The sequence below is a fragment of the Pseudomonas sp. 14P_5.3_Bac1 genome (assembly GCF_025466135.1).
In the GTDB taxonomy this organism is placed as follows: domain Bacteria; phylum Pseudomonadota; class Gammaproteobacteria; order Pseudomonadales; family Pseudomonadaceae; genus Aquipseudomonas.
Map to the genome: position 1 here is coordinate 69,765 of NZ_JANLOF010000056.1, position 25,241 is coordinate 95,005.

Genomic DNA, 25,241 nt, shown 5'->3' on the forward strand with positions numbered 1-25,241 from the left:
GGAAGAAGCGCGAAACGCTGTAGGACCAGCGCTTCAAACGCCCCCGAGGTGAGCCCTCGGGGGCGTATGAATCAGGCCGGTTGAGTCTGGGACGACAGCGGTTGCAGCGGCAGCAAAGGCGCGTGCGGGTCGGCCTTGATCGAAGCACGCCAGGCGCCGAGCCACTCGGCGTGACCTTCGCTCCAGACTTGCTGGTGCAGGCGAGCCAAGGCGACCGGATCGCTGAGCAGCGCCACGCGCTCGCCGTTGTTGAGGCCGGCAGGGCCGACTTTCAATGCGTGGCGGACACGCTCCTGACGCAGATGCTCGATCGGCTCCGCTTCACGGTGACGCGAGGTCGCCAGGGCGCAGGCCAGCGCATTCTGCTGCGGGTCGACAACCGAACGCACAAACCCGTCGTTCAGCGCGTGCCAACGGTTTTCGTGGGTGTACTTCTCGGTCGACAGCAAGGCCTGCGGCGGATTGTATTCCTCAGGGATCAGGAACAGGCTCTCGTCGCGGGACTTGAGGCCCAGCTTCACGCGGCTGGAAATTACCGACACCGGAATCGACAGCATCAGCGAACCGACAATTGGGATCAGCCACCACAGGAAGCTTGGGTTCAGCCACACCACCAACAATGCCCAGAGGAAGCCAAGCAATGTTTGCGGGCCGTGACGTTTGACCGCCTCGCTCCACGGCGTGGAGTCGTCGTCACGCTGTGGCGAGTTCCAGGTCGCGGCCCAGCCGAGGAACGCGGCCAGCACGAAACGGGTGTGGAAGATCATCCGCACCGGCGCCAGCAGCATCGAGAACAGCATCTCCAGCAGCATCGACAAGGTCACCTTGAACTTGCCGCCGAACTCTTTCGCGCCCTTGGCCCAGATCAGGATGATGCTCAGCAACTTAGGCAGGAACAACAGCACGATGGTGGTGGAGAACAACGCCACCGCCTTGTCCGGATGCCATTGCGGCCACAGCGGGTACAACTGGCGTGGCGCCATGAAGTACTGCGGCTCCATCAGGGTGTTCACCGCCAGCAACGCCGTCGACAGCACCAGGAAGAAGAACCACAACGGCGCCGACAGGTACGACATCACGCCGGTCAGGAACACCGCGCGGTGCACCGGGTGCATGCCTTTTACCAGGAACAGGCGGAAGTTCATCAGGTTACCGTGGCACCAGCGACGGTCACGCTTGAGTTCGTCCAGCAGGTTCGGCGGCAGTTCTTCGTAGCTGCCCGGCAAGTCGTAGGCAATCCACACGCCCCAGCCGGCACGGCGCATCAGCGCTGCTTCAACGAAGTCGTGGGAGAGGATCGCACCGGCAAACGCGCCTTTACCCGGCAACGGCGCCAGGGCGCAGTGCTCGATAAACGGCTTCATGCGGATGATCGCGTTGTGGCCCCAGTAGTGGGATTCACCCAGCTGCCAGAAGTGCAGGCCAGCGGTAAACAGCGGGCCGTACACACGGGTGGCGAACTGCTGCATGCGCGCATACAGGGTGTCCATGCCCGACGCACGCGGCGCGGTCTGGATGATCCCGGCATCCGGCGTGGCTTCCATCAGGCGCACCAGGCTGGTCAGGCATTCGCCGCTCATCACGCTGTCGGCGTCGAGGACCACCATGTACTTGTAGTCACCGCCCCAGCGACGGCAGAAATCATCGAGGTTGCCGCTTTTGCGTTTGACACGACGGCGACGACGGCGATAGAAGATCTTGCCGAACCCTCCGGCTTCGCGGCATACGTCAAGCCAGGCTTGCTGTTCGGCGATGCAGATATCGGCTTCGTTACTGTCACTGAGGACGAAGAAATCGAAACGATCCAGATCGCCCGTGGCGGCCACCGATTCGAAGGTGGCGCGCAGGCCGGCAAATACCCGGGGCACGTCTTCGTTGCAAATCGGCATTACTAAAGCGGTGCGGGCGTCTTTCGGAATCGGCTCGTCACCGGCACTTTTACCGGAAATCCGGTATTTATCGTGACCGGTCAGCAGTTCCAGAAAGCCCATCAGCGCGGTCCAGAAACCGGCCGAGACCCAGCAGAACAAGATCCCGAACATGATCAGGATGCTGGTTTGCAGCGCGTAAGGCAGGACTTGGGTCGCGGTTTGCAGCAAGGTCTGGTTGCGCACTTCGTCGAAGTCGACCAGTGACCAGCCCTGGTACGGCATGATGCCTTTCATGTACCAGCCGGCAACGATGGTCTGACCGAGCATCAAAATCAGCAGGATGTAGCGGCGGATCGAACCGACGGTACGCCAGCGCGCGGCAGGCAGTACACGATCGTCCTTGGGCGGCTTCGGCGGGTTGGTGCGACCGGTCATCCGGCGCCAACCGCGCACCAGAATGTTGGTGCGCCAAGGCTCAGGCACCACTTTGGTCCGACGGATCGGCGGTGTGGCCTTCAGGCAAACCCGGCCGCTGGCGTCGAGCGCAAGCATTTCCGCGTCTTGCAGCTCTTCGGCGGTGTTGAGGGTCAGCCGACGGCCGACCGACGCTTGGGCAGCGTCGGTTGGTGCGTCGAAGGTCGCGGACGAAAGCCGCTCATGCAGCTCGCTGAAGGACGTGCAGCCCGCCAGCTCGGCGCGCTGCTCGGCGGTCATCGGGAGGTGCGCCAGGTACTCGGACAGAGTCTCGGGCGTGGCTTGAGAATTACTCATCGGCAGGCAACTGATAGCTCCAGGTTTCGGTCAGGACGTGTTCTGTCTTGGCCGGCTCCGGATTAGAGAGTGGCGTGGCCGGGGCAGCTTCTGGCTGCTTGGCTTCCTTGTCTTTGGCTTCTTTCGCGTCTTTAGCTTCTTTAGCTTCTTTAGCTTCTTTCTTGGCCTGTTTCTCGTGTTGCTTGGCCAAGAGCTTGTCGGCCTTGATCACTTGGGTCGACGCTTTTTCAGGCTCCGGCTGCGGGATGTCCTGGACCAGGGCCGCACGCATTTCAGTCGGTTTGCCTGCGTCCTTGATCTTCATCCGCAGGGTCAGGCGCCAGCCTTTGGTGTGTTCGTTGTAACGCACGCTGTTTTCAACGATTTCGGCGTTGTCGCCGACACTCACTTGGCTGCGCACCGCGGCGTCTGCCGGCAGGGCTTTGAGGGACGGGCCCTCGAAGTCAACCAGGTAGGCCACGCTGCCGTCCGGCTGACGGATCAGGTTGGATTGCTTCACGTCACCGGTCGAACGCAGGGTCTGCTTGACCCAGGCGCTGTCGGCCGGGTGCAGGGCTTTCTCGTCCATAGTCCAGTGCAGGCGGTAGCTGATGTCCAGCGGCTCGCCGACTTTTGGCAGCTCGGCCGGGCTCCAGAACGCAACGATGTTGTCGTTGGTTTCATCGGCGGTCGGAATCTCTACCAAATCGACCGAACCCTTGCCCCAGTCGCCTTCAGGCTCGATCCAGGCGCTTGGGCGCTTGTCGTAGTTGTCGTCCAGGTCTTCGTAGTGGCTGAAGTCGCGGCCACGTTGCAGCAGGCCGAAACCACGCGGGTTTTCGATGGCAAAGTTGCTGACCGACAGGTGTTTAGGGTTGTTCAGAGGGCGCCAGATCCACTCGCCATTGCCGGCATGGATCGACAGACCGCTGGAATCGTGCAGTTCACGACGGTAGTTGAGCACCTTGGACGGCTGGTTCGCACCGAACAGGAACATGCTGGTCAGCGGGGCAACGCCCAGTTTGCTGACCTTGTCGCGCAGGAACATCTGCGACTTGACGTCGACAACGGTGTCGGTGCCAGGGCGCAGGGTCAGGCGATAGGCGCCGGTGGCGCGTGGGGAGTCCAGCAAGGCGAAGATCACTAACTGCTTTTCACCCGGTTTTGGACGCTCGATCCAGAATTCGGTGAAACGCGGGAACTCTTCACCGGACGGCAATGCAGTGTCGATCGCCATGCCACGGGCAGACAGGCCATACGACTGGCCTTTGCCGACGACGCGGAAGTAGCTGGCGCCGAGCATGGTCATGATTTCGTCTTGCTTGTCGGGCGTGTTGATCGGGTACAGCACACGGAAACCGGCATAACCCAGCTGTTCAGTGGACTTGGGATCGTATTTCACGTCGCCGAAATCAAAACGCGTCGGGTCGTATTTGATTTCCTGGACGGTGTCGGCGGTGACTTCGTTGATTTTCACCGGCGTGTCGAAGTGCATGCCCTGGTGATAGAAGGACAGCTTGAACGGCGTGTTTTGATCGGCCCACTCGGCTTTTCCGTTACGGAAACGAATCTTCTGATAGTCGGCGAATTTCATTTCGCGAAATTCGTTCGGAAGATTGCTGCGCGGAGCTTCGTATTTCTGCCCGGCCAGCTCTTTTGCCTTGGCCGACACATCATCCAGACTGAATGCCCACAGTTGACCCGCGCCGAACAGGCAAAACAGGGCAGAGCCCGTTACCAGTGCGTTTCGTAACCGTTTGGCAGACAATTTTGGTGCATTACAGGGACTAACAATCACGAGCAACCCTCGCCGAAAACAGATCAAAAAACCAACGGCCAGCTATCTATATGCCAGGTTGGCGAGCATTGTTCCGACTCCCTTGGGTCAAAATGATTCCCCATTGGTTTGTCGGACAAGTCTCTACCTAAGTCAAAAATGGACCAAACAACGCTGATCCCCGTAGCGCGCGATTATCTAGTAGCCCGCGAAACAACGCATCAGGGACAACGAAGTATTTGTAGCGAAACCCTGCGTTTTTAGGCATTAACGTCGTTTTTAATACATTCATGTCTGTAAGAGGAAGGTCACAGGGCCATCATTGACCAAATGCACCTGCATATCCGCCCCAAAACGCCCTGACGCCACCTTGCCATGCAATTGTTGCGCTTGTAACAGCAAGTGATCAAAAAGCGCTGCTCCCAGCGCCGGAGGGGCCGCCGTGGAGAAGCTTGGCCGCAGGCCACTTTTGGTATCGGCCGCCAGGGTGAACTGCGACACCAGCAGCAAACCGCCGCCAATGTCTTTCAAGGACAGGTTCATCTTGCCCTCGTCATCACTGAATACCCGGTAGTTAAGCAGCTTGTGTAACAGTTTGTCGGCGCTCTCTGGGGTATCTGAAGGCTCAACGGCGACCAGCACCAGCAAACCCTGGTCAATTGCGCCTACAACCTCGCCCGCCACCTCGACGCGGGCGCCACGCACCCGTTGCAACAGGCCCTTCATGCTTCTTCTGGCGGCAGATCAAGCAGGCGCCGTGCCATTTCGCCGGTTGCACGCACCAAGGCATCGGTAATGCCGGGCTCGGACGCGGCATGGCCGGCCTCGCGAATCACCTGCAGCTCACTGTTGGGCCACGCCTGATGCAGCTCCCAGGCATTGTCCAGCGGGCAGATCATATCGTAGCGCCCATGAATGATTACGCCAGGCAAGTGGGCGATCTTGTGCATGTCGCGAATCAGCTGGTTGGGCTCAAGGAAAGAGTTGTTGGTGAAGTAGTGGCATTCGATACGTGCGATCGACAGCGCGCGCTGCGGCTCGGAAAACCGCTCGACATGCTGCGGGCTCGGGCACAGGCCCAGCATGCGGCCTTCCCAGCCGGACCACGCCTTGGCGGCGTGCATCTGGGCGATCTGGTCGTTGCCGGTCAGGCGTTTGTGGTAGGCGGCGACCAGGTCGTGGCGCTCATCCGCCGGGATCGGTGCCAGGTAGTCCTGCCAGTAATCCGGGAACATGCGGCTCGCGCCTTCCTGGTAAAACCAATGAATGTCCTGGTCACGCGCCAGGAAGATCCCGCGCAGGATCAGGCCATGCACGCGCTCGGGATGGGTTTGCGCGTAAGCCAGCGACAGGGTCGAGCCCCAGGAGCCGCCAAACAGCACCCACTTTTCGATGCCCAGGTGTTCGCGAATGCGCTCAAGGTCGGCGACCAGGTCCCAGGTGGTGTTGTTTTCCAGGCTGGCGCGAGGCGTGGAGCGTCCGCAGCCGCGCTGATCGAAGGTGACAATGCGGTACAGATTCGGATCAAAGTAGCAGCGGCTCTGGGCGTCGCAGCCGGAGCCCGGGCCACCGTGGATAAAGACGACGGGCAAGCCTTCGGGGGAGCCGCTTTCATCGACGTACAGGGTGTGGGTGTCATCGACGGCCAGATCGTGCCGGGCGTAGGGTTTGATCTGCGGGTACCAAGTCTGCATTGCGCGCTCCGTAGGGTGTCGGGTTCATCCCTGAGGGGACGTCTATTATTTTTGCCGTCTGGCATCATAAACCCGAATTGTGCAATGAGCATGTCCTTGAGCACTTAGACCTGTGTCAGCCCTTCGCTCCCCAGGCAGCGCCGCACGTAGCCCAATAGATAGTCGTAGAGCTGATCCACCTGCGCCACTTGGCCGCGCGCGCGCAAACAACCGTGGACCAGGCCTTTGCCGGGATACAACACCGCCTCAACAGTTGCCGCCCGCAGGCGTTCGGCATACAGCATGCCGTCGTCGCGCAGCGGGTCGAACTGGGCCACGGCGATCAACGCCTTGGGTAAACCGCTGAAGTCCTTGGCCAGCAGTGGCATGGCATAGGCCGATGGCGTGTCCGCGCCCGGCAGATAGAGCGCCAGGTAGCAGTCGGTGTCGGCGGTACTGAGCAAGGGCGCATCCATGCAATCACGGCGCGACGGCAGGTCCGCCGCGCCGCCCAAACCTGGGTAAATCAGCACTTGGGCGCGGGGCAGCGGCTGGCCGTCATCGCGCAAACCCAGGCACAACGCCGCAGCCAGATTGCCGCCCGCGCTGTCGCCCATCACCACCAGGCGCTGCAGGTTGATGGCGTGCGGCCCCTGCCCGGCCTGGATGGCCTGCCACACTGCGCGGCAATCCTGGTATGCCGCCGGGAACGGGTGTTCCGGCGCCAGGCGGTAGTCGATGGCGATCACCAGTACTTCAAGCGTGCTGGCCAGTTCGAAGCAGATGAAGTCATGGGAATCCAGCCCGCCGACCACCCAGCCGCCGCCGTGCATATAAAGCAGGCATGGCCAGCCTTCGGTTGGCGTGGGCGCCGAAGGGAGATAGCTGCGCACGCCGACTGCACCGAGGGCAAAGTCAGAGACATGCAGCCCTGCTGGCTTCGGCGGAGTGAATGCCTGGCACATGCGGTCGTAGTTACGGCGTAAACCTGCGAGCGACGAGTCGTCGCTGCTGAAGGATTCGGTTTTAGTGACGAACGCCGCAAGCTGCGGAGAAATCGGATACATGCGCAAATATCCCTAATCGCTGTAGATCCAGTGTGGGAGCTGGCTTGCCTGCGATAGCGGTGTGTCAGCCACTTGTGAGTGACCTGATACATCGCTATCGCGGGCAAGCCCGCTCCCACATTTGCCCTGTGTTGTTTGAGCTACCGTGCGTTGGCTTAGGGTTTGAGGCTGGACTGGACGGCCGCCACGCCATCGCCGCCATCAAACGCTGTCACCCCAGCCAGCCAGCGCTGCAAATCCTCGGGGTGCTCGCGCAGCCATTGCTTGGCGACTTCCTGCGGCGATTGGCGCTCCATGATCGGCACCATCAACTGGCTTTCCTGCGCGGCGGTGAAGGTCAGGTTTGTCAGCAGCCGGTTGGCGTTGGGGCAACGCTCGGCGAAATCCGGCGCGGTCACGGTGGACACCGTGGCCCGGCCTTCGTCAGCGCCAAACACATCTTCGCTGCCGGTGAGGTAAGCCATTTTCATGTTGATGTTCATCGGGTGCGGGGTCCAACCGACAAACACGACAAACTCCTTGCGGTTCACCGCACGCTGTACGGCCGCGAGCATGCCCGCTTCACCGGAGGCAACCAGCTTGAAGCCGCCCAGGCCAAAGTGGTTGGTGTCGATCATTTTCTGGATATCGGTATTCGCGCCACTGCCAGGCTCGATGCCGTAGATCTTGGCGCCCAGCTTGTCCTTGAAGCGCGCAATGTCGGCAAAGGTTTTCAGCCCGGCGTCGGCCACGTATTGCGGCACCGCCAGAGTGGCCTGGGCGTCAGACAGGCTGGGCGTGTCGAAGACCTTGACCTGCTTGGCGGCCAGGAACGGCGCGATGTTGTTGTCCATCGCCGGTTTCCAGTAGCCGAGGAAGATATCCAGGCGCTTGTCGCGGATGCCGGCAAAGATGATCTGTTGCACGGCGCTGGTCTGTTTGCTGTCGTAGCCCAGGCCATTGAGCAGCACGTCAGCCATGCCGGAGGTGGCGACCACGTCGGTCCAACTGACCACGCCCATGCGTATGGCTTTGCAGGATGCAGGTTCTGCGGCCATGGCGTTGGCGCTGATCAAAGCGGCGGCGGTGAGGATCAACAACAGTCTTTTCATGAATGAGGTCTCACTCGGCAGCTTTATTGTGGGGAGTGGCGTCTGGCGCGCCCTACCCACAACCTTACCCAGCGGGACCTCTGTTAACACGACCTGTGGCGACCGGCAGTTGCACTGGGGCGACTGTGAGGCCTCATCGCAGGCAAGCCAGCTCCCACATTGGGACCGCGTTCTCATGTTGGAACTCGGCCAAATGTGGGAGCGGGCTTGCTCGCGAAAGCTATTTCAGCAGTACCAAAAATTACCGGTAGTGCTTCTGCCCCCAGGCCAACAACCCTTCCAGCAACTGCTTCAACACCACCCGTGTCGGCTCGGCCAAATCCGGCCGATAACGAAACGGCTCAAACTCCTCCATATAAGCGCTCTGGCACAACTCCAACTGCACCGCATGAATATCCTGCGCCGGGTCGCCGTAATGGCGAGTGATGTGCCCGCCCTTGAAGCGCCCGTTAAGCACATAGGTGTACTGCGAATGCTGAGCGCAGATGCTTTCCAACTGGCTGGCCAGTTCCGGGTCACACGCCGCGCCATTGAAAGTGCCGAGGTTGAAGTCCGGCAGCTTGCCTTCAAACAGGTGCGGGATCACCGAACGGATCGAGTGCGCATCAAACAGCAGCGCGTAGCCGAACTCGGCCTTGAGCCGCGCCAGTTCCTCTTGCAGGGCGCGGTGGTACGGCCCCCAAATCTTCTGCAGGTAAGTGGCGCGCTCCTCGGCGGAAGGCTCCAGGCCTTCGCGAAATAATGGCACGCCGTCGAACAATGTCGCCGGGTACAGCCCCGTAGTGGCGCCGACATACAGCGGCTTGTCGTCCGATGACCGGTTCAGGTCGATCACAAACCGCGAGTACTCTGCCGACAAGGTGCTGGCGCCCAGGTCTTCGGCAAAGTCATACAGCGTGGGAATATGCCAGTCGGTGTCCGGCAGGCTGTGTGCCTCGGGGATCAGCCCGGCTTGCACCGCAGGCGTCAGGCGCAGGCCCGCGTGGGGCATGCTGATCAGCAGCGGCACTCGGCCTTGTTTGAAGTTCAGAACCTTATCCACAGCAGTGCTCCTTAAACAGTGACATCGACGCCGTGGCGCACGACGCGTTTATCCAGCTCGCCGCCCAGCCAGTAGGCCAGGTCGGCGGGGCGATCAATCTGCCAGGCGACAAAGTCGGCGACCTTGCCCACTTCCAGCGAGCCGTGGGTGTCGCCCATGCCCAGCGCGGTAGCCGCGTGTTGCGTGGCGCCGGCCAGGGCTTCTTCCGGGGTCATGCGGAACAGCGTGCAGGCCATGTTCAGCATCAGGCGCACCGACAGCGCCGGCGAGGTGCCGGGGTTGAGGTCGCTGGCGATGGCAATCTTCACGCCGTGCTTGCGCAGCGCATCCATCGGCGGCAGCTGGGTTTCACGCAGAAAGTAGAACGCGCCCGGCAGCAACACGGCGACAGTGCCCGACGCGGCCATGGCGATGGCGTCGTCCTCGGTCATGAATTCCAGATGGTCCGCCGACAGCGCGTGGTAACGCGCGGCCAGGCTTGAGCCATGCAACGAAGAGAGTTGCTCGGCGTGCAACTTCACCGGCAGGCCAAGTTGCTGGGCGACCTTGAACACGCGCTCGACCTGTTCCGGGGAAAACGCCAGGTATTCGCAGAAGGCGTCCACCGCGTCCACCAGCCCTTCGGCTGCCAGGGCCGGCAGCATCTCGTGGCAGATGTGGTCGATGTAATCGTCGGCGCGGTCCTTGTACTCCGGCGGCAATGCGTGCGCTGCCAGGCACGTGGCGCGCACGCTGACCGGCAGCGCTTCGCCGAGGCGACGGATGACCCGCAGCAGTTTGCGCTCGCTGGCCAGGTCCAGGCCGTAGCCGGACTTGATCTCCACCGTGGTCACGCCGTCACGCAGCAAACTGCGCAGGCGCTTGTGCGCGCTGGCAAACAGCTCATCTTCAGTGGCCGCGCGGGTGGCGCGCACGGTGCTGGCAATACCGCCTCCCTTGGCCGCGATGTCGGCGTAGCTCACGCCTTCAAGGCGCTGCTCGAATTCGCCGCTGCGATTGCCGCCGAACACCGTGTGGGTGTGGCAGTCGATCAGCCCGGGGGTGACCCACGCGCCTTGCAGGTCATGCACCTGGGCGTAATCCGCCGTCGGCGCCTGGCTGCGGGGGCCAATCCACTCGATGAGCGAATTGGCAGTGACCATGGCGGCATCCTCGATGATCGAGTATTTGCCGTCTGCCATGGTTGCGACGTGGCAGTGTTGCCAAAGCGTTTTCATCAACGCCTCCCTAAGTTAACGATGAGACAAAGCCGGGTCGTAATGAACCTTGGCCGCTTGCCCGGCAGCGGGTTTGACCCACAGCAGGTAAGCGACGACGAGCAGCACAATCCACACGGCGCCGACCAGCAAAGCGGCCTGGGTGCCCGGGAAGTAACCCAGCACGCCAAACACGAACAGCATGAACACGATGGCCGCTGCGGGCGCATAGGGCCAGAACGGCACCGGGAATTTCAGCGCGGCGACCTGCTCCCTGGTCATCGAGCGGCGCATTGCGACCTGAGTGAACAGAATCATCAGCCACACCCACACAGTGGCGAAGGTGGCAATCGAGGCGATCACCAGGAACACGTTCTCCGGGATCAGGTAATTGAGCACCACGCCGCCGAGCAACGCCGCGCCCATCACCACCACGGTCATCCATGGCACGCCCTGTTTGGACAGCTGCGCAAAGCCCTTGGGCGCCTGCCCTTGCTGGGCCAGGCCGTACATCATGCGGCCGGCGCCAAAGATGTCGCTGTTGATGGCCGAGACGGCCGCCGAGATCACCACGATGTTAAGGATGGTCGCCGCCGAGCCGATGCCCAGGTTGCTGAAGATCTGCACGAACGGGCTGCCCTGGCTGCCGATCTGCGGCCACGGGTAGATCGCCATCAACACGAACAGCGTCAGCACGTAGAACAACAGGATGCGCAACGGCACTGCGTTGATCGCCTTGGGGATCACGCGTTGCGGGTCCTTGGCTTCACCGGCGGTGATGCCGATGATTTCGATGCCGCCGAACGCAAACATCACCACCGCGAACGAGGCGATCAGGCCGCCAACGCCGTTGGGCATGAAGCCGCCATGGGCCCACAGGTTGCTGATGCCGCTGGCCTGGGTATCGCCGGCCGAATGAATGCCGAACAGCATGATGCCGAAACCGCCGAGGATCATCGCCACAATGGCGCCGACCTTGAGCAGCGACAGCCAGAACTCCATCTCGCCAAACACTTTGACGTTGCACAGGTTCAGGCCGCCGATCAAAAACACAATGCCGAGCACCCACACCCAGCGCGCGACCTCGGGAAACCAGAAGCCCATGTAGATGCCGAACGCGGTGACGTCGGCGAGGCAGACGATGATCATTTCAAACGCATAGGTCCAGCCGAGGATAAACCCGGCCATCGGGCCCAGGTAGGTGCTGGCGTACTGGCCGAAGGAGCCGGAAACCGGATTGTGCACAGCCATCTCGCCGAGGGCGCGCATCACCATGAATACGGCGGCGCCGCCGATCAGGTAGGCGAGCAGCACGGCGGGGCCGGCCATCTGAATGGCGGAGGCAGAGCCATAGAACAGCCCGGTGCCGATCGCGGAACCGAGTGCCATGAAGCGAATATGTCGGGCGCTGAGCCCGCGTTTCAATCCCTTTTCTTGCTGGTGCATTTCTCTTCCCTAGTTATTGTTATCCCGAGAAAATTCAAAGCTATCGCAACTTAAATGTGGGAGCTGTCGAGCTTTAGCGAGGCTGCGAAGGCGGTGTATCAGGCAACAAAAATGTTGCCTGTACCGACGCCTTCGCAGCCTCGCCGGGGCTCGACAGCTCCCACATTTGGACAGCGGCGAGCTTAGAGGCTTGGCAGCAACTGCGCCGGCACCAGCTCGTTCAGGCAGCGGCTGGCGAGCAGTTCGCTGGCGGCATTGATGTCCGGGGCGAAGAAGCGGTCCTTGTCGTAGAAGCCGACTTTGGCACGCAAGATGCCACGGGCTTTTTCCAGCTTCGGCGAGGTTTTCAGGCCGTCGCGCAGGTCCAGGCCCTGGCACGCGGCCAGCCATTCCACTGCCAGGATGCCACGGGTGTTCTCAGCCATTTCCCACAGGCGTTTGCCTGCAGCCGGGGCCATGGACACGTGGTCTTCCTGGTTCGCCGAGGTCGGCAGGCTATCCACGCTGTGCGGATGGGACAGCGCCTTGTTCTCGCTGGCGAGTGCAGCAGCAGTCACCTGGGCGATCATGAAGCCGGAGTTGACCCCGCCATTGCCCACCAGGAACGGCGGCAATTGCGACATGTGTTTGTCCATCATCAACGAGATACGGCGCTCGCTCAGGGAGCCGATTTCGGCGATGGCCAACGCCATGTTGTCAGCCGCCATGGCCACCGGTTCGGCGTGGAAGTTGCCGCCGGAAATCACGTCACCTTCGGCAGCAAACACCAGCGGGTTATCCGACACGGCGTTGGCCTCTACCACCAGCACGTCGGCGGCCTGGCGGAACTGGGTCAGGCAGGCGCCCATGACTTGTGGCTGGCAGCGCAGGGAGTACGGGTCTTGCACCTTGTCGCAGTTCTGGTGCGACTGGGAGACCTGGCTGCTTTCGCCGAGCAGGTCGCGATAGGCCGCAGCCGAATCGATCTGCCCACGCTGGCCACGTGCGGCGTGAATACGCGCGTCGAACGGCGAGCGCGAGCCGAGCACGGCTTCCACGGTCAGCCCGCCGCACGCCAGTGCAGCGGCGAACAAGTCTTCACCCTCGAACAGGCCGCGCAGCGCATAGGCGGTGGACACCTGGGTGCCATTGAGCAGGGCCAGGCCTTCTTTGGCGGCAAGGGTCAAGGGCGTTAAGCCTGCGACTTTCAGTGCCTCGGTGGCTTCCAGCCATTCGCCTTTGTAGCGCGCCTTGCCTTCGCCCAGCAGCACCAGCGACATGTGCGCCAACGGCGCCAGGTCGCCCGAAGCACCGACCGAACCTTTGAGTGGGATGTGCGGGTACACCTCGGCGTTGACCAGTGCGATCAGCGCGTCGATCACCTGGCGGCGAATCCCGGAGAAACCACGGCTCAGGCTGTTGACCTTGAGCACCATGACCAGCCGCACCAGCGCGTCGCTGATCGGCTCACCAACGCCGGCGGCGTGGGACAGCACCAGCGAACGCTGGAGGTTTTCCAGGTCTTCGCTGGCGATGCGGGTCGAGGCCAGCAGGCCGAAACCGGTGTTGATGCCATAGGCGGTGCGATTCTCGGCGAGAATCTGCTCCACGCAGGCAACACTGGCTTCGATCTGCGCCGAGGCGCTGTCATCCAGACTGAGGGTTACCGGCTGCTGGTAGATGGCCCGCAGTTGGGCAAGACTCAGTTGGCCTGGAATCAGATTTAGCGCAGTCACATTCATGCTCCTTTGAATTGTTCTTCTGAAATTTTTGAATAAGTAATCAGTGCAAATGGGGTAATACGTGGTGCAGCAAAGCGGTGTCCTTGAGCAACGCGGCGGCGCTGGCGATGTCCGGCGCCAGCCAGCGGTCTTGCTCGTAAGGTGGGACTTTTTCACGTAGCAGACACCAGGCGCTGTCGGTGCCTGCGCCGAAACGCTGGTCCTTGAGAAACTCGAAGGCCTGGGCCGCCAGCAGGTACTCGATGGCGAGAATCTGGGTAACGTTGGCCAGCAACTGGTGCAGCTTGAGCGCGGCGTTGGTGCCCATGCTCAGGTGATCTTCCTGCAGGCCGGAGGTGACGAAGTTGTCGAGCACCGCCGGTTGCGCCAGCTGGCGGTTTTGCCCGCACAGCGAGGCGGCGACGTATTGCACGATCATCATCCCGGAGTTGACGCCTGGGTTGCTGACCAGGAACGCCGGCAAGCCGCTGACGTGCGGGTTGATCAGGCGGTCCAGGCGGCGCTCGGCCACCGAGCCGATTTCGGCCATGGCGATGGCGAGCATGTCGGCCGCCAAGGCCACGGACTGCCCGTGCGGGTTGGCCTGGGACACTACGCGGTAGGCGTCTGGCGTGCCGAGCACCAGCGGGTTGTCGGTGGCGCTGTTGAGTTCGGTCTCGATCTGGCGCGTGGCGTGTTCAACCTGGTCGCGGGCGGCGCCGTGGATTTGCGGGATCGAGCGGATGCTCAGGGCGTCCTGGGTACGAATGCCCTGGCTGCTGGCGATCACTTCACTGCCATCGAGCAGCGCGCGCAGGTTGATGCCGACTTGCTGCATGCCCGGGTGCGGCTTGAGGGCGATGATGGCTTCGTCAAAAGCGTCGATCTGGCCGCGCTGGGCCTCGAAACTCATGGCGCCGATCACGTCGGCCCATTGCAGCAAATGATGTGCGTCGGCCAGGGCCAGGCAGCTCAGGCCGGTCATGCACGGCGTGCCGTTGACCAGGCACAGGCCGTCTTTGGCGCCGAGTACCACCGGCTGCAAACCTTCTGCGTGTAATGCTTCTTGCGCTGTCACGATCTGACCGCGATAGCTCACCGTGCCGACACCGAGCAACGCCACGCCGACGTGGGCCATGTGAGTCAAGTAACCCACCGAACCCTGGGACGGCACTTGCGGCGTGATGCCGTGGTTGAGCAGCGCCAGCAGCGAATGCACCACCTGTGGGTGCAGGCCGGATTTGCCGTGGCTGTAGTTGATAATTGCCGCGCAAATAATCGCGCGGGTTTGCTCGTCACTCAGTACCGGGCCGACGCCGCAGGCGTGGCTCAGCAAGGTATTGCGCGACAGCTGGCTGAGTTGCTCGCCCTTGAGCGACACATTGCACAGCGCGCCCAGGCCGGTGTTCACGCCATAGGCGCGCTCGCCGCTGGTGACGATGCGCTGCACGATGGCCTGGGCATTGTCGATGCGCGCCCAGGCGTGGCCCGAGAGTTCGAGCTGCGCACCAAAGCGGGCGACGGCGACCACGTCCTGCCAACGCAGGGGGGCGTCGGCGATGATGATTTTTGCTGCCTGGGACATCTTCATACCTTCTTCAATTCTTGTGCAGCCTTACCGGCCTCTTCGGGGGCAAGCCCCCTTCCACCTTTGAAGGTGTTCACAGTTCAACCTATGGGAGGGGGCTTGCCCCCGATAGGGCTCGCAGCCTCACCACACAATCGTGCTCAAACCACCGCCGCCCGCCGCTGAACAAACCGGTCCACATACTCATCCGCCGGCGAATGCAGAATCTCGCGCGGCGTGCCGACCTGGATCAGCTTGCCGTCCTTGAGGATCGCGATGCGGTTGCCGATACGCACGGCTTCGTCGAGGTCGTGGGTGATGAACACGATGGTTTTGTGCAGGGTCTTTTGCAGCTCCAGCAACTGGTCCTGCATCTCGGCGCGGATCAGCGGGTCGAGGGCGCTGAAGGCTTCGTCCATCAGGATGATGTCGGTGTCGGCTGCCAAGGCGCGGGCCAGGCCCACACGCTGGCGCATGCCGCCGGACAGCTGGTGCGGGTATTTGTTTTCGTAGCCTTTGAGGCCCACGGTTTCGATCCAGTGCAGCGCGCGCTCAGCGCACACCTGCTTGGTTTCGCCACGCACTTTCAGGCCGTAGGCGACGTTGTCGAGCACGCTCTTGTGGGGCAGCAGGCCGAAGCTCTGAAACACCATGCTGATCTTGTGCCGACGGAATTGGCGCAGGGCTTCCATGTCCAGTTGCAGGATGTCTTCGCCGTCCACCAGGATCGCGCCGCTGGTTGGGTCGATCAGGCGGTTGAAGTGGCGCACCAGCGTGGACTTGCCCGAGCCCGACAGGCCCATGATCACGAAGATCTCGCCGGTGGCGATGCTCAGGGACAAGTCGTTGACACCGACCACGCAACCGGTCTCGGCCAGTACCTGGTCCTTGGTCTTGCCTTGGCCGACCATGGCCAGGGCGTCCTTGGAACGGTTGCCGAAAATCTTGAAGACGTTTTTAACTTCAATTTTGCTGACAGTAGTCATTTGCTCGCCTCATGCCGTGGACGACCATAGGCCTGGGTAATGCGGTCGATGACCACTGCGAGAATCACAATCGCCAGCCCGGCTTCGAGGCCACGGCCGACGTTGAGGGTCTGGATGCCGACGAGCACGTCTTCACCCAAGCCACGCGCGCCGATCATCGAGGCGATGACCACCATCGACAACGCCATCATGGTGGTCTGGTTGATACCGGCCATGATGCTTGGCAGCGCCAGCGGCAGTTGCACGCCGAACAGTTGCTGCCAGCGGTTGGCACCGAAGGCGTTGATGGCTTCCATGACTTCGCCGTCGACTTGGCGAATGCCCAGGTCGGTCAGGCGAATCAGCGGTGGCGCGGCGTAGATCACCGTGGCGAAAATCGCCGGCACCTTGCCCAGGCCGAACAGCATCAGCACCGGGATCAGGTACACGAAGCTCGGCATGGTTTGCATGATGTCCAGCAACGGCATCAGCACCGAGCGCAGGCGATTACTGCGCGCCGACAAGATGCCCAGCGGAATGCCGATCAGCACCGAGATCACCGTGGCGACCATCATCAGCGCCAGCGTCTGCATCAGCTTGTCCCACAGGCCAACCGCGCCCACCAGGAACAGCAGGCCGACGATCACCGCCGTGGTCACTACCTTGCGGGTGGCATGCCAGGCGATACCGCCGACGATGACCAGCATCAGCCACCAGGGCGCCGCGCGCAGCAACCCTTCCAGGTTGACGATGGCCCACAGCAGGGTGTCGGAGATGTGCCGGAACACATCGCCGTAGTTGGTGACCAGTGAGTCCACCCAACCGTTGACCCAGTCGGCGATGGAAAACGTAAAACTCTCAGGAAACATAGCGTGCTCTCGATCCAGTGGGTTGTGGCCGGGTGTCCGACGAGCCCCTCAGGGTAGTCGGACACGCTTGACCTACAAGGCCGCGTCGATTTTCTTGGCTGCGTCGTCGCTCACCCATGCGTGCCAGACTTCAGGATGTTCCTTGAGGAAAATTTTCGCCAGTTTTGGCGACTCAATTCGCTCTTTGGCCATGCGGCCCAGGTTCTGGTTGAGCAAATCGATCGGCAGGTTGACCTTCTCCAGCACAGCCACCAGCTCTGGCGCTTGCTCGTGGAAGGTATTGGACAAGCCGACCTTGATGCTCACGCTTTTATCCACACCAGGCTTTTCTTCGAGCTTGACCAGGTCGACCTGGCCCATCAGCGGCGTCGGCGACCAGTAGTAGAACAGGATCGGCTCGCCACGCTTGTAGCTCGACAGCACCGCCGCATCCAGCGCCGGGCCGGTGCCTGGGCGGAAGTTGGTGTAGGTGCTTTCCAGGCCGTAGCTTTTGAGCATTTCGCTGTTGTCCAGCTCACAGGTCCAGCCGGCCGGGCAGTTGTAGAAACGGCCTTTGGAAGGCTCTTCCTGGTCCTTGAACACCGAGGCGTATTTGGCCAGGTCAGCGATGTTTTTCAGGTCTGGCGCCTTGGGTTCCAACTTGCGCTTGGCGTCGCCTTCAATCACGTAACGTGGCACGTACCAACCTTCGACGGCACCGACAACGGGCGCGCCAACGCCGACGACTTTGCCGGCCTTCTCGGCCTTGTTCCAGACTTCGCTGCGGCCGACCCACTCTTCGGCAAACACTTGGATGTCGTTGCTGCTCAGGGCGTTTTCCATGGTGATGGAGTTGCCCGGCAAGCTGTCGGTTTTGCAGTCGTAGCCTTTTTCCAGCACGGTTTGCAGGATGTCGGTGAGCAACATGCCGCTTTCCCAGTTCAGGCCTGCGAACTTCACCGGCTTACCGGATTCGCACCAACCGGCCGCTTGTGCGCCAGCGGAGGCGAGCAAGCCTGCAGAGAGCAGCGTGGCCAGCAGGGTCTTATTCATTTTCATTGTTGTGACGCTCCCAATCTTGAAATGGATTACGGCAGTCAGTAGGCATCCTGCCCTGTCCACGTCCCATCAGGCTTGTGCGACCAGCCCGTTTGTCGTTGGTATAGCGCCCTGCTCTACCGGCAGGATCAGGTGTTCAGGAATTGCGCTGTGCCACTTTTTCGCGGCCCAGTAATACAGCGCGGCGGGCACCACCAGGCCGATGATCCAGGAGATATCGGTGTCGCCAAGGCTGGCAACCAGGGGGCCGGTGTAGAAATGCGTGGAGATGAACGGCATCTGGATCAGCACGCCCAGCACGTAGATGCTGATGCCCATCCAGTTCCAGCGGCCGTAGCGACCATTGGGGTTGGACAGCGCCGGAATGTCGTAGCGCTCTTTGGTGATGCAGTAGAAGTCCACCAGGTTGATCGCGCTCCACGGCGTGAAAAACGCCAGCAGAAACAGGATGAACGCGGAGAAATCCTTGAGAAACGAGTCCTTGCCCAGCAACGCCAGTGCGGCGGCAATCGACACCATCAGGAAGATGTACAGCAGGCGTACCGCACTTGAAATGTGCCGGCTGCCACGAAAGCCGCTGATGATGGTCGCAATCGACATGAAGCTGCCGTAGGCATTGAGGGTGGTCACCGTGACCTTGCCGAAGGCGATGCTGAAATACAGCAGCGCCGCGACAATGCCGGTGCCGCCCAGGCCGACGATAAACGACACTTCGTGGTGGGCGAATTGCGCACCGGCCAGGGCCGCCGCGAACACACCGAACACCATCGACGCCTGCGCCCCGATCACCGAACCCAGGCCAACCGCCCAGAAGGTTTTCGACGCCTGCGTACTGCGCGGCAAGTAGCGGGAGTAGTCCGCCACATACGGGCCGAACGCGATCTGCCAGGACGCCGACAACGAAATCGCCAACAGAAAACTGCTCAGCGAAAAATGCTTGTTGCCCAGCAGCGCACCGACATCGTTTCCGGCGAGCAATTTGTAGAACAGGTAGATGAAGGCAACCACGCCCAGCACGCTGGCGACGCGACCAATACCGTGGATCACGCGGTAACCGAAGACGGTGAACACCATGATCAGCCCGGCGAACAACACGATGCCGACCCAGTCTTCGACGTGCAGCAGCTGCGCCACCGCCTGCCCCGCCAACAGCGAACCGCTGGCCGAAAAACCGATGTACATCAGGCACACCAGCACCAGCGGGATCACCGCGCCATACACGCCAAACTGCACGCGGCTGGAAATCATCTGCGGCAAGCCCAGTTGCGGGCCTTGCGCCGCATGCAGCGCCATCACGCCGCCGCCCAGCAGTTGACCGATCAACAGACCGATCAACGACCAGAACACATCACCGCCCAGCACCACGGCCAAGGCCCCGGTGACAATCGCAGTGATTTGCAGGTTGGCACCCAGCCACAGGGTGAACTGACTCAATAGACGACCGTGTCTTTCCGCTTCCGGGATGTAGTCGATCGAACGCCTTTCGATCAACGGGGTGGTGCTTGCACGTGCGTCATTTGCAGCCATGTGTGTTCAACCTCTGATGGATTGTTTTTCGGTGGTGCGGGTGAAACAGGTTTTGTGTAAACAGCAGGGCAAATGTGGGAGCTGGCTTGCCTGCGATGGCATCCCCTCGGTTCTGCCGAGAGACCGAGTCGCCCGCATCGCAGGCAAGCCAGCTCCCACACAAACCCACTCCCACCGGAACCTGGCCGTTCGTTACTTGATCATCGGCAGATTGAGGCCCTGCTCCTTGGCGCAGTCGATGGCGATCTGGTAACCGGCATCGGCGTGACGCATCACCCCGGTGGCCGGGTCGTTGTGCAGCACGCGGGCAATGCGCTCGGCCGCTTCGTCGGTGCCGTCGCAGACGATCACCATGCCCGAATGCTGCGAGAAGCCCATGCCCACGCCGCCGCCGTGGTGCAGCGACACCCAGGTTGCGCCGCTGGCGGTGTTGAGCAAGGCGTTGAGCAGTGGCCAGTCGGACACGGCGTCGGAACCGTCCTGCATGGCTTCGGTTTCGCGGTTCGGGCTGGCAACCGAGCCAGAGTCGAGGTGGTCACGGCCGATCACCACCGGCGCGGACAGCTCGCCGCTGCGTACCATTTCGTTGAACGCCAGGCCCAGCTTGGCGCGCTGGCCCAGGCCAACCCAGCAGATCCGTGCTGGCAGGCCCTGGAAGCTGATGCGCTCGCGGGCCATGTCCAGCCAGTTGTGCAGGTGGGCGTCGTCGGGGATCAGCTCTTTGACTTTGGCGTCGGTCTTGTAGATGTCCTGCGGGTCGCCGGACAGTGCAGCCCAACGGAACGGGCCGATGCCACGGCAGAACAGTGGGCGGATGTAGGCCGGCACGAAACCTGGGAAGGCGAAGGCATCTTCCACGCCTTCTTCCTGGGCCATCTGGCGGATGTTGTTGCCGTAGTCGAAGGTCGGGATGCCTTGCTTCTGGAATTCCAGCATGGCTTTGACGTGCACGGCCATCGACTGCTTGGCGGCCTTGATTACAGCAGCTGGTTCGGCCTTGGCGCGGGCGCGGTATTCGTCCCAGGTCCAGCCGGCCGGCAGGTAGCCGTTAAGCGGGTCGTGGGCGCTGGTCTGGTCGGTGACCATGTCCGGGCGCACGCCGCGCTTGACCAGTTCCGGCAGGATTTCCGCCGCGTTACCCAGCAAGGCGATGGAGATGGCCTTGCCTTCCTTGGTGTATTTGGCGATGCGGGCCAGGGCGTCGTCGAGGTCGGTGGCTTGCTCGTCGACATAGCGGCTGCTCAAGCGGAAGTCGATGCTGACCTGCTGGCACTCGATGTTCAGCGAGCAGGCGCCGGCCAGGGTTGCCGCCAACGGCTGCGCGCCGCCCATGCCGCCGAGGCCGGCGGTGAGGACCCAACGGCCGGTCAGGTCGCTGTTGTAATGCTGGCGACCGGCTTCGACGAAGGTTTCGTAAGTGCCTTGGACGATGCCCTGGCTGCCGATGTAGATCCAGCTGCCGGCGGTCATCTGGCCGTACATGGCCAGGCCCTTGGCATCCAGCTCGTTAAAGTGTTCCCAACTGGCCCAGTGCGGCACCAGGTTGGAGTTGGCGATCAGCACGCGCGGCGCGTTGCTGTGGGTCTTGAACACGCCGACCGGCTTGCCGGATTGCACCAGCAGGGTCTCGTCGTCATTCAGGTTGGTGAGGCTTTCGACGATCTGGTCGTAGCACTCCCAGTTGCGCGCTGCACGGCCGATACCGCCGTACACCACCAATTCTTTCGGGTTCTCGGCCACTTGCGGGTCAAGGTTGTTCATCAGCATGCGCAGCGGCGCTTCCGTCAGCCAGCTTTTGGCGGTGAGCTTGTTACCGCGAGCGGCACGGATTTCGACGTCACGGTACTTTGTAGGCTTGGTCACAACAGACTCCTCGGCGATCGATGCGCGAACATTGATGGTGCGAAGGAGAGTCTTACGCACACATCTTTACTTGTACATACAAGCATATGCAATCAAGCGGCCAACTTTGCGGGTGAGCTGTTGAGAATTTTTTGGAAGGCGTGTGTAAGCCTTAAAAATTAAGGCTTGGAGGTTTGGTGAAATTTCTTACAGAGGCGTTTTTAAGCGAGGGAAATTTGTCACGATGGCGCGGCTTTGCGCCACGCTGGGGCGTTCGGTAACAAATTGGTGCGGGACTGGAAACAGATTCTGTGAGCGCCCCCTCCCACATTTTTTTAACCGCGTGCGGTCAGTTCGATAATGCAGCAGCGGCCACTGACCGAGAGGTCCAACAGGCCAGTGTTACCGTCCACCTGCAGACAATCGTGATGCCCCAGCTTCTGGTCCAGCACCTTCACTTCATCCGCCACGCTGAACACCAGTACCGTCTGCGCCGTCGTGAAAAACCGCTGCACGCCATCAATCCACTGAAAGCGCGCCTGATAACGCTGGGGTGAATAAATCAGGTTGAAATCGCGGATCGGCCCGGTGATCAAGCGGCACGAAACCTCGCTTTCACCACTGAACGCAAAGGGCTGCAGCGGCAATAAACCACGCTGCTCTTCGCCATCCACGGTCAGGACCATGCCTGCACCCTTGATCACGGTGATCACGCGCTGGTAGCCGGCGAAGGTGGAAAACCCACCCGACTCGGCGATATCGGCAATCGACAGGCGCCAGCCGAAGCCATCCAGGCCGGTGCCGGCGTCACGGGTAATTTCTTCGGTGCTGCCGCCGCCGTTTTTCCACGGCATGCGGATGTAATCGGTGGCGCGCCAGACTTTCACTGCACTCATTTACTGAAACGTCCTTCCAGGCTATGGCGGGAACCGGGGTGGATCAAACGCGCGGCGGTCACCGGCTGGCGACCGGACCAGGTACGCCGGCGGATCAACAGGCACGGCTCGCTCGGCTCGATCTGCAGCAGCTTGCACTCCTCGGCATCGGCGAGGATCGCTTCAACCACGTGCTCGCCTTCGGTCAGCGGTGCAACCTGGTTGAGGTAGGCGTACGGCGTTTGCTGGGTGAAATCCTGCTGCAAGTAATCCGGCGCGACCAGGGCATTGACGAAACGGTCTTCGATTTGCACCGGAATGTCGTTTTCGAAGTGCACGATCAGCGAATGGAACACCCGCCCGCCTTCGCGCATTTCCAGGGCGACGGCGCGCTCGGAGCCTGCGGCCTCTTCGCACAAGTGGATGACCTGGCAGGTATGCCGATGGCCGCGGGAGGCGATCTCATCGGCAATGTTGTGCACTTCAAACAGCGCCGACTGGCTCTTGGGTTCGGCGACAAACGTGCCGACGCCTTGCATGCGCACCAGCAACCCTTCGGCGGTGAGTTCGCGCAGGGCTCGGTTGATGGTCATGCGGCTGAAGCCCAGCTGGCTGACCAGCTCGCTCTCGGACGGCACGCGGTAATGCGGCGGCCAGTTGCCGTTGAGGATCTGCTGGCTGATCATCTGTTTGACGCGGGCATACAAGGGCGCCGGACTTTCGTCCATGTGGGCAGCCAGCGAAGACTTGGCAGGCGGAGTCGGCACAGGGAATCCTTGCAGGGGGAAAAGATGCATAGATTGCCGGAGTTTACCGAGCAGGCAAACGTCTGTATATGTATATACAAATAAACACACGACCGGGGTGCCTTGATCATGTCCGCTTTCTTTGCCGAACGCGCGCTGCTGCCTAATGGATGGGCCAACGATGTACGCTTTGAAGTCAGCGCCGATGGCGTGCTGACCCACGTTGAGCCCAACGCCAGTGCAGACGGCGCCGAACGGCTCAGAGGCCCGGTGTTGGCGGGCATGCCGAACCTGCACTCGCATGCATTCCAGCGGGCCATGGCGGGCCTGGCGGAAGTGGCCGGCAACCCGAATGACAGCTTCTGGACCTGGCGCGATCTGATGTACCGCATGGTCGGCAAGATCAACCCGGACCAACTCCAGATCATCGCGCGCCAGCTGTACATCGAGATGCTCAAGGCCGGTTACACCTCGGTGGCCGAATTTCACTACGTGCATCACGACGTCAGCGGCCAGCCGTATGCCGACCGCACAGAGCTGTCGCGGCAGATCAGCCAGGCGGCCGCCAGCAGCGGGATTGGCCTGACGCTGGTGCCGGTGCTCTACAGCCATTCCGGGTTTGGCGGCCAGGCGCCGAATGAAGGCCAGCGGCGGTTTATCAACAGCACCGAGAACTACCTGGACCTGCAAGCGCGCTTGAAGCCAATCCTCGCCGCGCAACCGGCGCAGCAGTTGGGCCTGTGCTTCCACTCTCTGCGCGCCGTCACGCCGCACCAAATCAATGACGTCCTGGCTGCCAGCGACAAGACGTGCCCGGTGCATATCCACATCGCCGAGCAGCAAAAAGAAGTCGATGATTGCCTGGCCTGGAGCGGCAAGCGCCCGTTGCAATGGCTGTATGACAATGTCGAGGTGGATGAACGCTGGTGCCTGGTGCACGCCACGCATGCTGATGCCGACGAAGTGGCGCGCATGGCCAAGAGCCGCGCGATTGCCGGTCTGTGCCTGACCACCGAAGCCAACCTGGGCGACGGGATTTTCCCCGCAGTCGATTTCCTCGCTCAAGGCGGGCGCATGGGCATCGGTTCCGACAGCCATGTGTCGTTGAGCGTGGTGGAAGAATTACGTTGGCTGGAATACGGCCAGCGCCTGCGCGATCAACGGCGCAACCGCTTGTACCGCAGTGATCAACCGATGGTCGGCCGCACGCTGTTTGATGCCGCGCTGGACGGCGGCGCCCAGGCGCTGGGCCAGCCGATTGGTCGGTTGGAAGTGGGTAAACGCGCGGATTGGATAGTGCTGGACGGCAGCGATCCGTACCTGGCAACGGCAACCGAGGACGGGATTCTCAATCGCTGGCTGTTCGCCGGCGGTGATCGGCAAGTGCGCGATGTGCTGGTCAACGGCAAGTGGGTGGTGCGCGATGGGCGCCATGCCGGTGAAGAGAAAAGCAGCCGGGCATTCACGCAGGTATTGAGGGACTTGCTCGGTTGACCAACAACCCATAACAAATGTGGGAGCTGGCTTGCCTGCGATGCAGACACCTCGGTGTATCAGTTACACCGGGGTGATGCTATCGCAGGCAAACCAGCTCCCACATTAGATTGAGGGTGACCTCAGATTACTGCGAGGTTTTGGCCATCTGCTTGTCCGACGTACGCCAGATCAATCGCGTGGTGTCATACCCTTGCTGGCGCGCCCTGCTCAGCAGGTCTTCGCGGGTGTCGGCATTCACCGTCGGCGTACGTGACAATATCCACATGTAACGCCGGCTTGGGCTGCCGACGATGGCGGTCTTGTAGTCATCGCTGACATACAGCACCCAGTAATCGCCCTTGGCGACGCCCGGCAGCAGCGCCGTGAACCAGTTATTGAATTCCACCCAGAGCTTGTCGGTCTTGCCCGGCACTTGCGGCGTGGCCGTGCCCTTGGCTTCTTCCCACTTCCATTCAGGCGTCAGGCAGCGGTTGAACACCGACATGTCGCCATCGGGCAGCAGCGTGTAGCGGGCTTCGGACTGCGCGCAGTTGCGCTGGAAGTACATGGGCAATCGGGCCAACTCATACCAGGTGCCCTGGTAACGCTTGAGGTTGACGTTGCTTGCTGTCTTGGGTTGCAGATCATCGCCAGAATGGCTGGCGCAGCCTGCCAAAAACAGGCTGGCACAAAGGCAAAAAACAAAACGCATCATTCTTCTTC

The 25,241-nt window shown here is 61.6% G+C and carries 19 protein-coding genes and 1 pseudogene; 1 reads left to right on the forward strand and 19 read right to left on the reverse strand.

Annotation, left to right across the window (positions count from 1 at the left end):
* Window positions 1–33: 33 nt before the first annotated feature.
* The 18 genes and pseudogenes from mdoH to hutC form a co-directional block, all read right to left on the reverse strand.
* Window positions 34–2,642, reverse strand: a pseudogene (gene mdoH / locus NTD89_RS12725) (glucans biosynthesis glucosyltransferase MdoH).
* Window positions 2,635–4,419, reverse strand: a complete 1,785-nt coding sequence (locus tag NTD89_RS12730) for a glucan biosynthesis protein G (RefSeq protein WP_315975608.1) — start codon at window positions 4,417–4,419, stop codon at window positions 2,635–2,637. The pseudogene mdoH and the gene NTD89_RS12730 overlap by 8 nt, the downstream one beginning before the upstream one ends.
* A gap of 267 nt (window positions 4,420–4,686) precedes the next feature.
* A complete protein-coding gene (dtd, locus tag NTD89_RS12735; RefSeq protein ID WP_078740275.1) occupies window positions 4,687–5,124 on the reverse strand; it encodes a D-aminoacyl-tRNA deacylase in 438 nt (145 codons plus the stop codon).
* Window positions 5,121–6,092, reverse strand: a complete 972-nt coding sequence (gene pip / locus NTD89_RS12740; protein WP_119738084.1) for a prolyl aminopeptidase — start codon at window positions 6,090–6,092, stop codon at window positions 5,121–5,123. Before pip ends, dtd begins: the two co-directional genes overlap by 4 nt.
* A gap of 104 nt (window positions 6,093–6,196) precedes the next feature.
* Complete coding sequence (locus NTD89_RS12745) at window positions 6,197–7,138, reverse strand: alpha/beta hydrolase (protein WP_262208032.1); 942 nt, start codon at window positions 7,136–7,138, stop codon at window positions 6,197–6,199.
* A gap of 155 nt (window positions 7,139–7,293) precedes the next feature.
* Complete coding sequence (gene choX / locus NTD89_RS12750; RefSeq protein WP_262208033.1) at window positions 7,294–8,229, reverse strand: choline ABC transporter substrate-binding protein; 936 nt, start codon at window positions 8,227–8,229, stop codon at window positions 7,294–7,296.
* 241 nt (window positions 8,230–8,470) lie between these two features.
* Window positions 8,471–9,271, reverse strand: a complete 801-nt coding sequence (gene hutG, locus NTD89_RS12755; RefSeq protein ID WP_262208035.1) for an N-formylglutamate deformylase — start codon at window positions 9,269–9,271, stop codon at window positions 8,471–8,473.
* A gap of 11 nt (window positions 9,272–9,282) precedes the next feature.
* Window positions 9,283–10,488 carry an imidazolonepropionase gene (hutI, locus tag NTD89_RS12760; protein WP_145159929.1) on the reverse strand — a complete coding sequence of 402 codons (1,206 nt, stop codon included), beginning with the start codon at window positions 10,486–10,488 and terminating at the stop codon, window positions 9,283–9,285.
* A 15-nt stretch (window positions 10,489–10,503) separates the two neighbouring features.
* Window positions 10,504–11,913 (reverse strand): amino acid permease, encoded by a 1,410-nt coding sequence (locus tag NTD89_RS12765; RefSeq protein ID WP_262208036.1) that lies wholly within the window; start codon window positions 11,911–11,913, stop codon window positions 10,504–10,506.
* 182 nt (window positions 11,914–12,095) lie between these two features.
* Window positions 12,096–13,634: a histidine ammonia-lyase gene (gene hutH / locus NTD89_RS12770; RefSeq protein ID WP_262208037.1), complete on the reverse strand. Its 1,539-nt coding sequence runs from the start codon at window positions 13,632–13,634 to the stop codon at window positions 12,096–12,098.
* A gap of 40 nt (window positions 13,635–13,674) precedes the next feature.
* Window positions 13,675–15,198 carry a histidine ammonia-lyase gene (hutH, locus tag NTD89_RS12775; protein WP_262208038.1) on the reverse strand — a complete coding sequence of 508 codons (1,524 nt, stop codon included), beginning with the start codon at window positions 15,196–15,198 and terminating at the stop codon, window positions 13,675–13,677.
* Between the two features lie 143 nt (window positions 15,199–15,341).
* The gene (locus NTD89_RS12780; RefSeq protein WP_262208039.1) at window positions 15,342–16,166 is read right to left on the reverse strand and encodes a glycine betaine/L-proline ABC transporter ATP-binding protein; all 825 of its coding nucleotides are present in this window, start codon (window positions 16,164–16,166) and stop codon (window positions 15,342–15,344) included.
* Window positions 16,163–17,014, reverse strand: a complete 852-nt coding sequence (locus tag NTD89_RS12785; protein ID WP_145159921.1) for an ABC transporter permease — start codon at window positions 17,012–17,014, stop codon at window positions 16,163–16,165. The genes NTD89_RS12780 and NTD89_RS12785 overlap by 4 nt, the downstream gene beginning before the upstream one ends.
* Before the next feature lie 72 nt (window positions 17,015–17,086).
* Entirely contained in the window at window positions 17,087–18,052 is a 966-nt protein-coding gene (locus tag NTD89_RS12790; RefSeq protein ID WP_262208040.1) for an ABC transporter substrate-binding protein, read from the reverse strand.
* Window positions 18,053–18,121: 69 nt separating this feature from the next.
* Entirely contained in the window at window positions 18,122–19,579 is a 1,458-nt protein-coding gene (locus NTD89_RS12795) for a purine-cytosine permease family protein (protein WP_262208041.1), read from the reverse strand.
* A 192-nt stretch (window positions 19,580–19,771) separates the two neighbouring features.
* Window positions 19,772–21,442, reverse strand: coding sequence for a urocanate hydratase (gene hutU / locus NTD89_RS12800; protein WP_262208042.1), 1,671 nt, complete (start codon window positions 21,440–21,442; stop codon window positions 19,772–19,774).
* Between the two features lie 314 nt (window positions 21,443–21,756).
* On the reverse strand, window positions 21,757–22,317 hold the full coding sequence (locus NTD89_RS12805; RefSeq protein ID WP_145159916.1) for a HutD family protein: 561 nt from the start codon (window positions 22,315–22,317) through the stop codon (window positions 21,757–21,759).
* On the reverse strand, window positions 22,314–23,024 hold the full coding sequence (gene hutC / locus NTD89_RS12810) for a histidine utilization repressor (protein WP_232000148.1): 711 nt from the start codon (window positions 23,022–23,024) through the stop codon (window positions 22,314–22,316). Before hutC ends, NTD89_RS12805 begins: the two co-directional genes overlap by 4 nt.
* A gap of 147 nt (window positions 23,025–23,171) precedes the next feature.
* Between hutC and NTD89_RS12815 the strand changes: the two genes are divergently transcribed.
* Window positions 23,172–24,536 carry a formimidoylglutamate deiminase gene (locus NTD89_RS12815; protein WP_262208045.1) on the forward strand — a complete coding sequence of 455 codons (1,365 nt, stop codon included), beginning with the start codon at window positions 23,172–23,174 and terminating at the stop codon, window positions 24,534–24,536.
* 127 nt (window positions 24,537–24,663) lie between these two features.
* Here the strand turns inward: NTD89_RS12815 and NTD89_RS12820 are convergent, their stop codons facing one another.
* Window positions 24,664–25,233 (reverse strand): lipocalin family protein, encoded by a 570-nt coding sequence (locus NTD89_RS12820; RefSeq protein ID WP_145159912.1) that lies wholly within the window; start codon window positions 25,231–25,233, stop codon window positions 24,664–24,666.
* Between the last annotated feature and the right edge of the window lie 8 nt (window positions 25,234–25,241).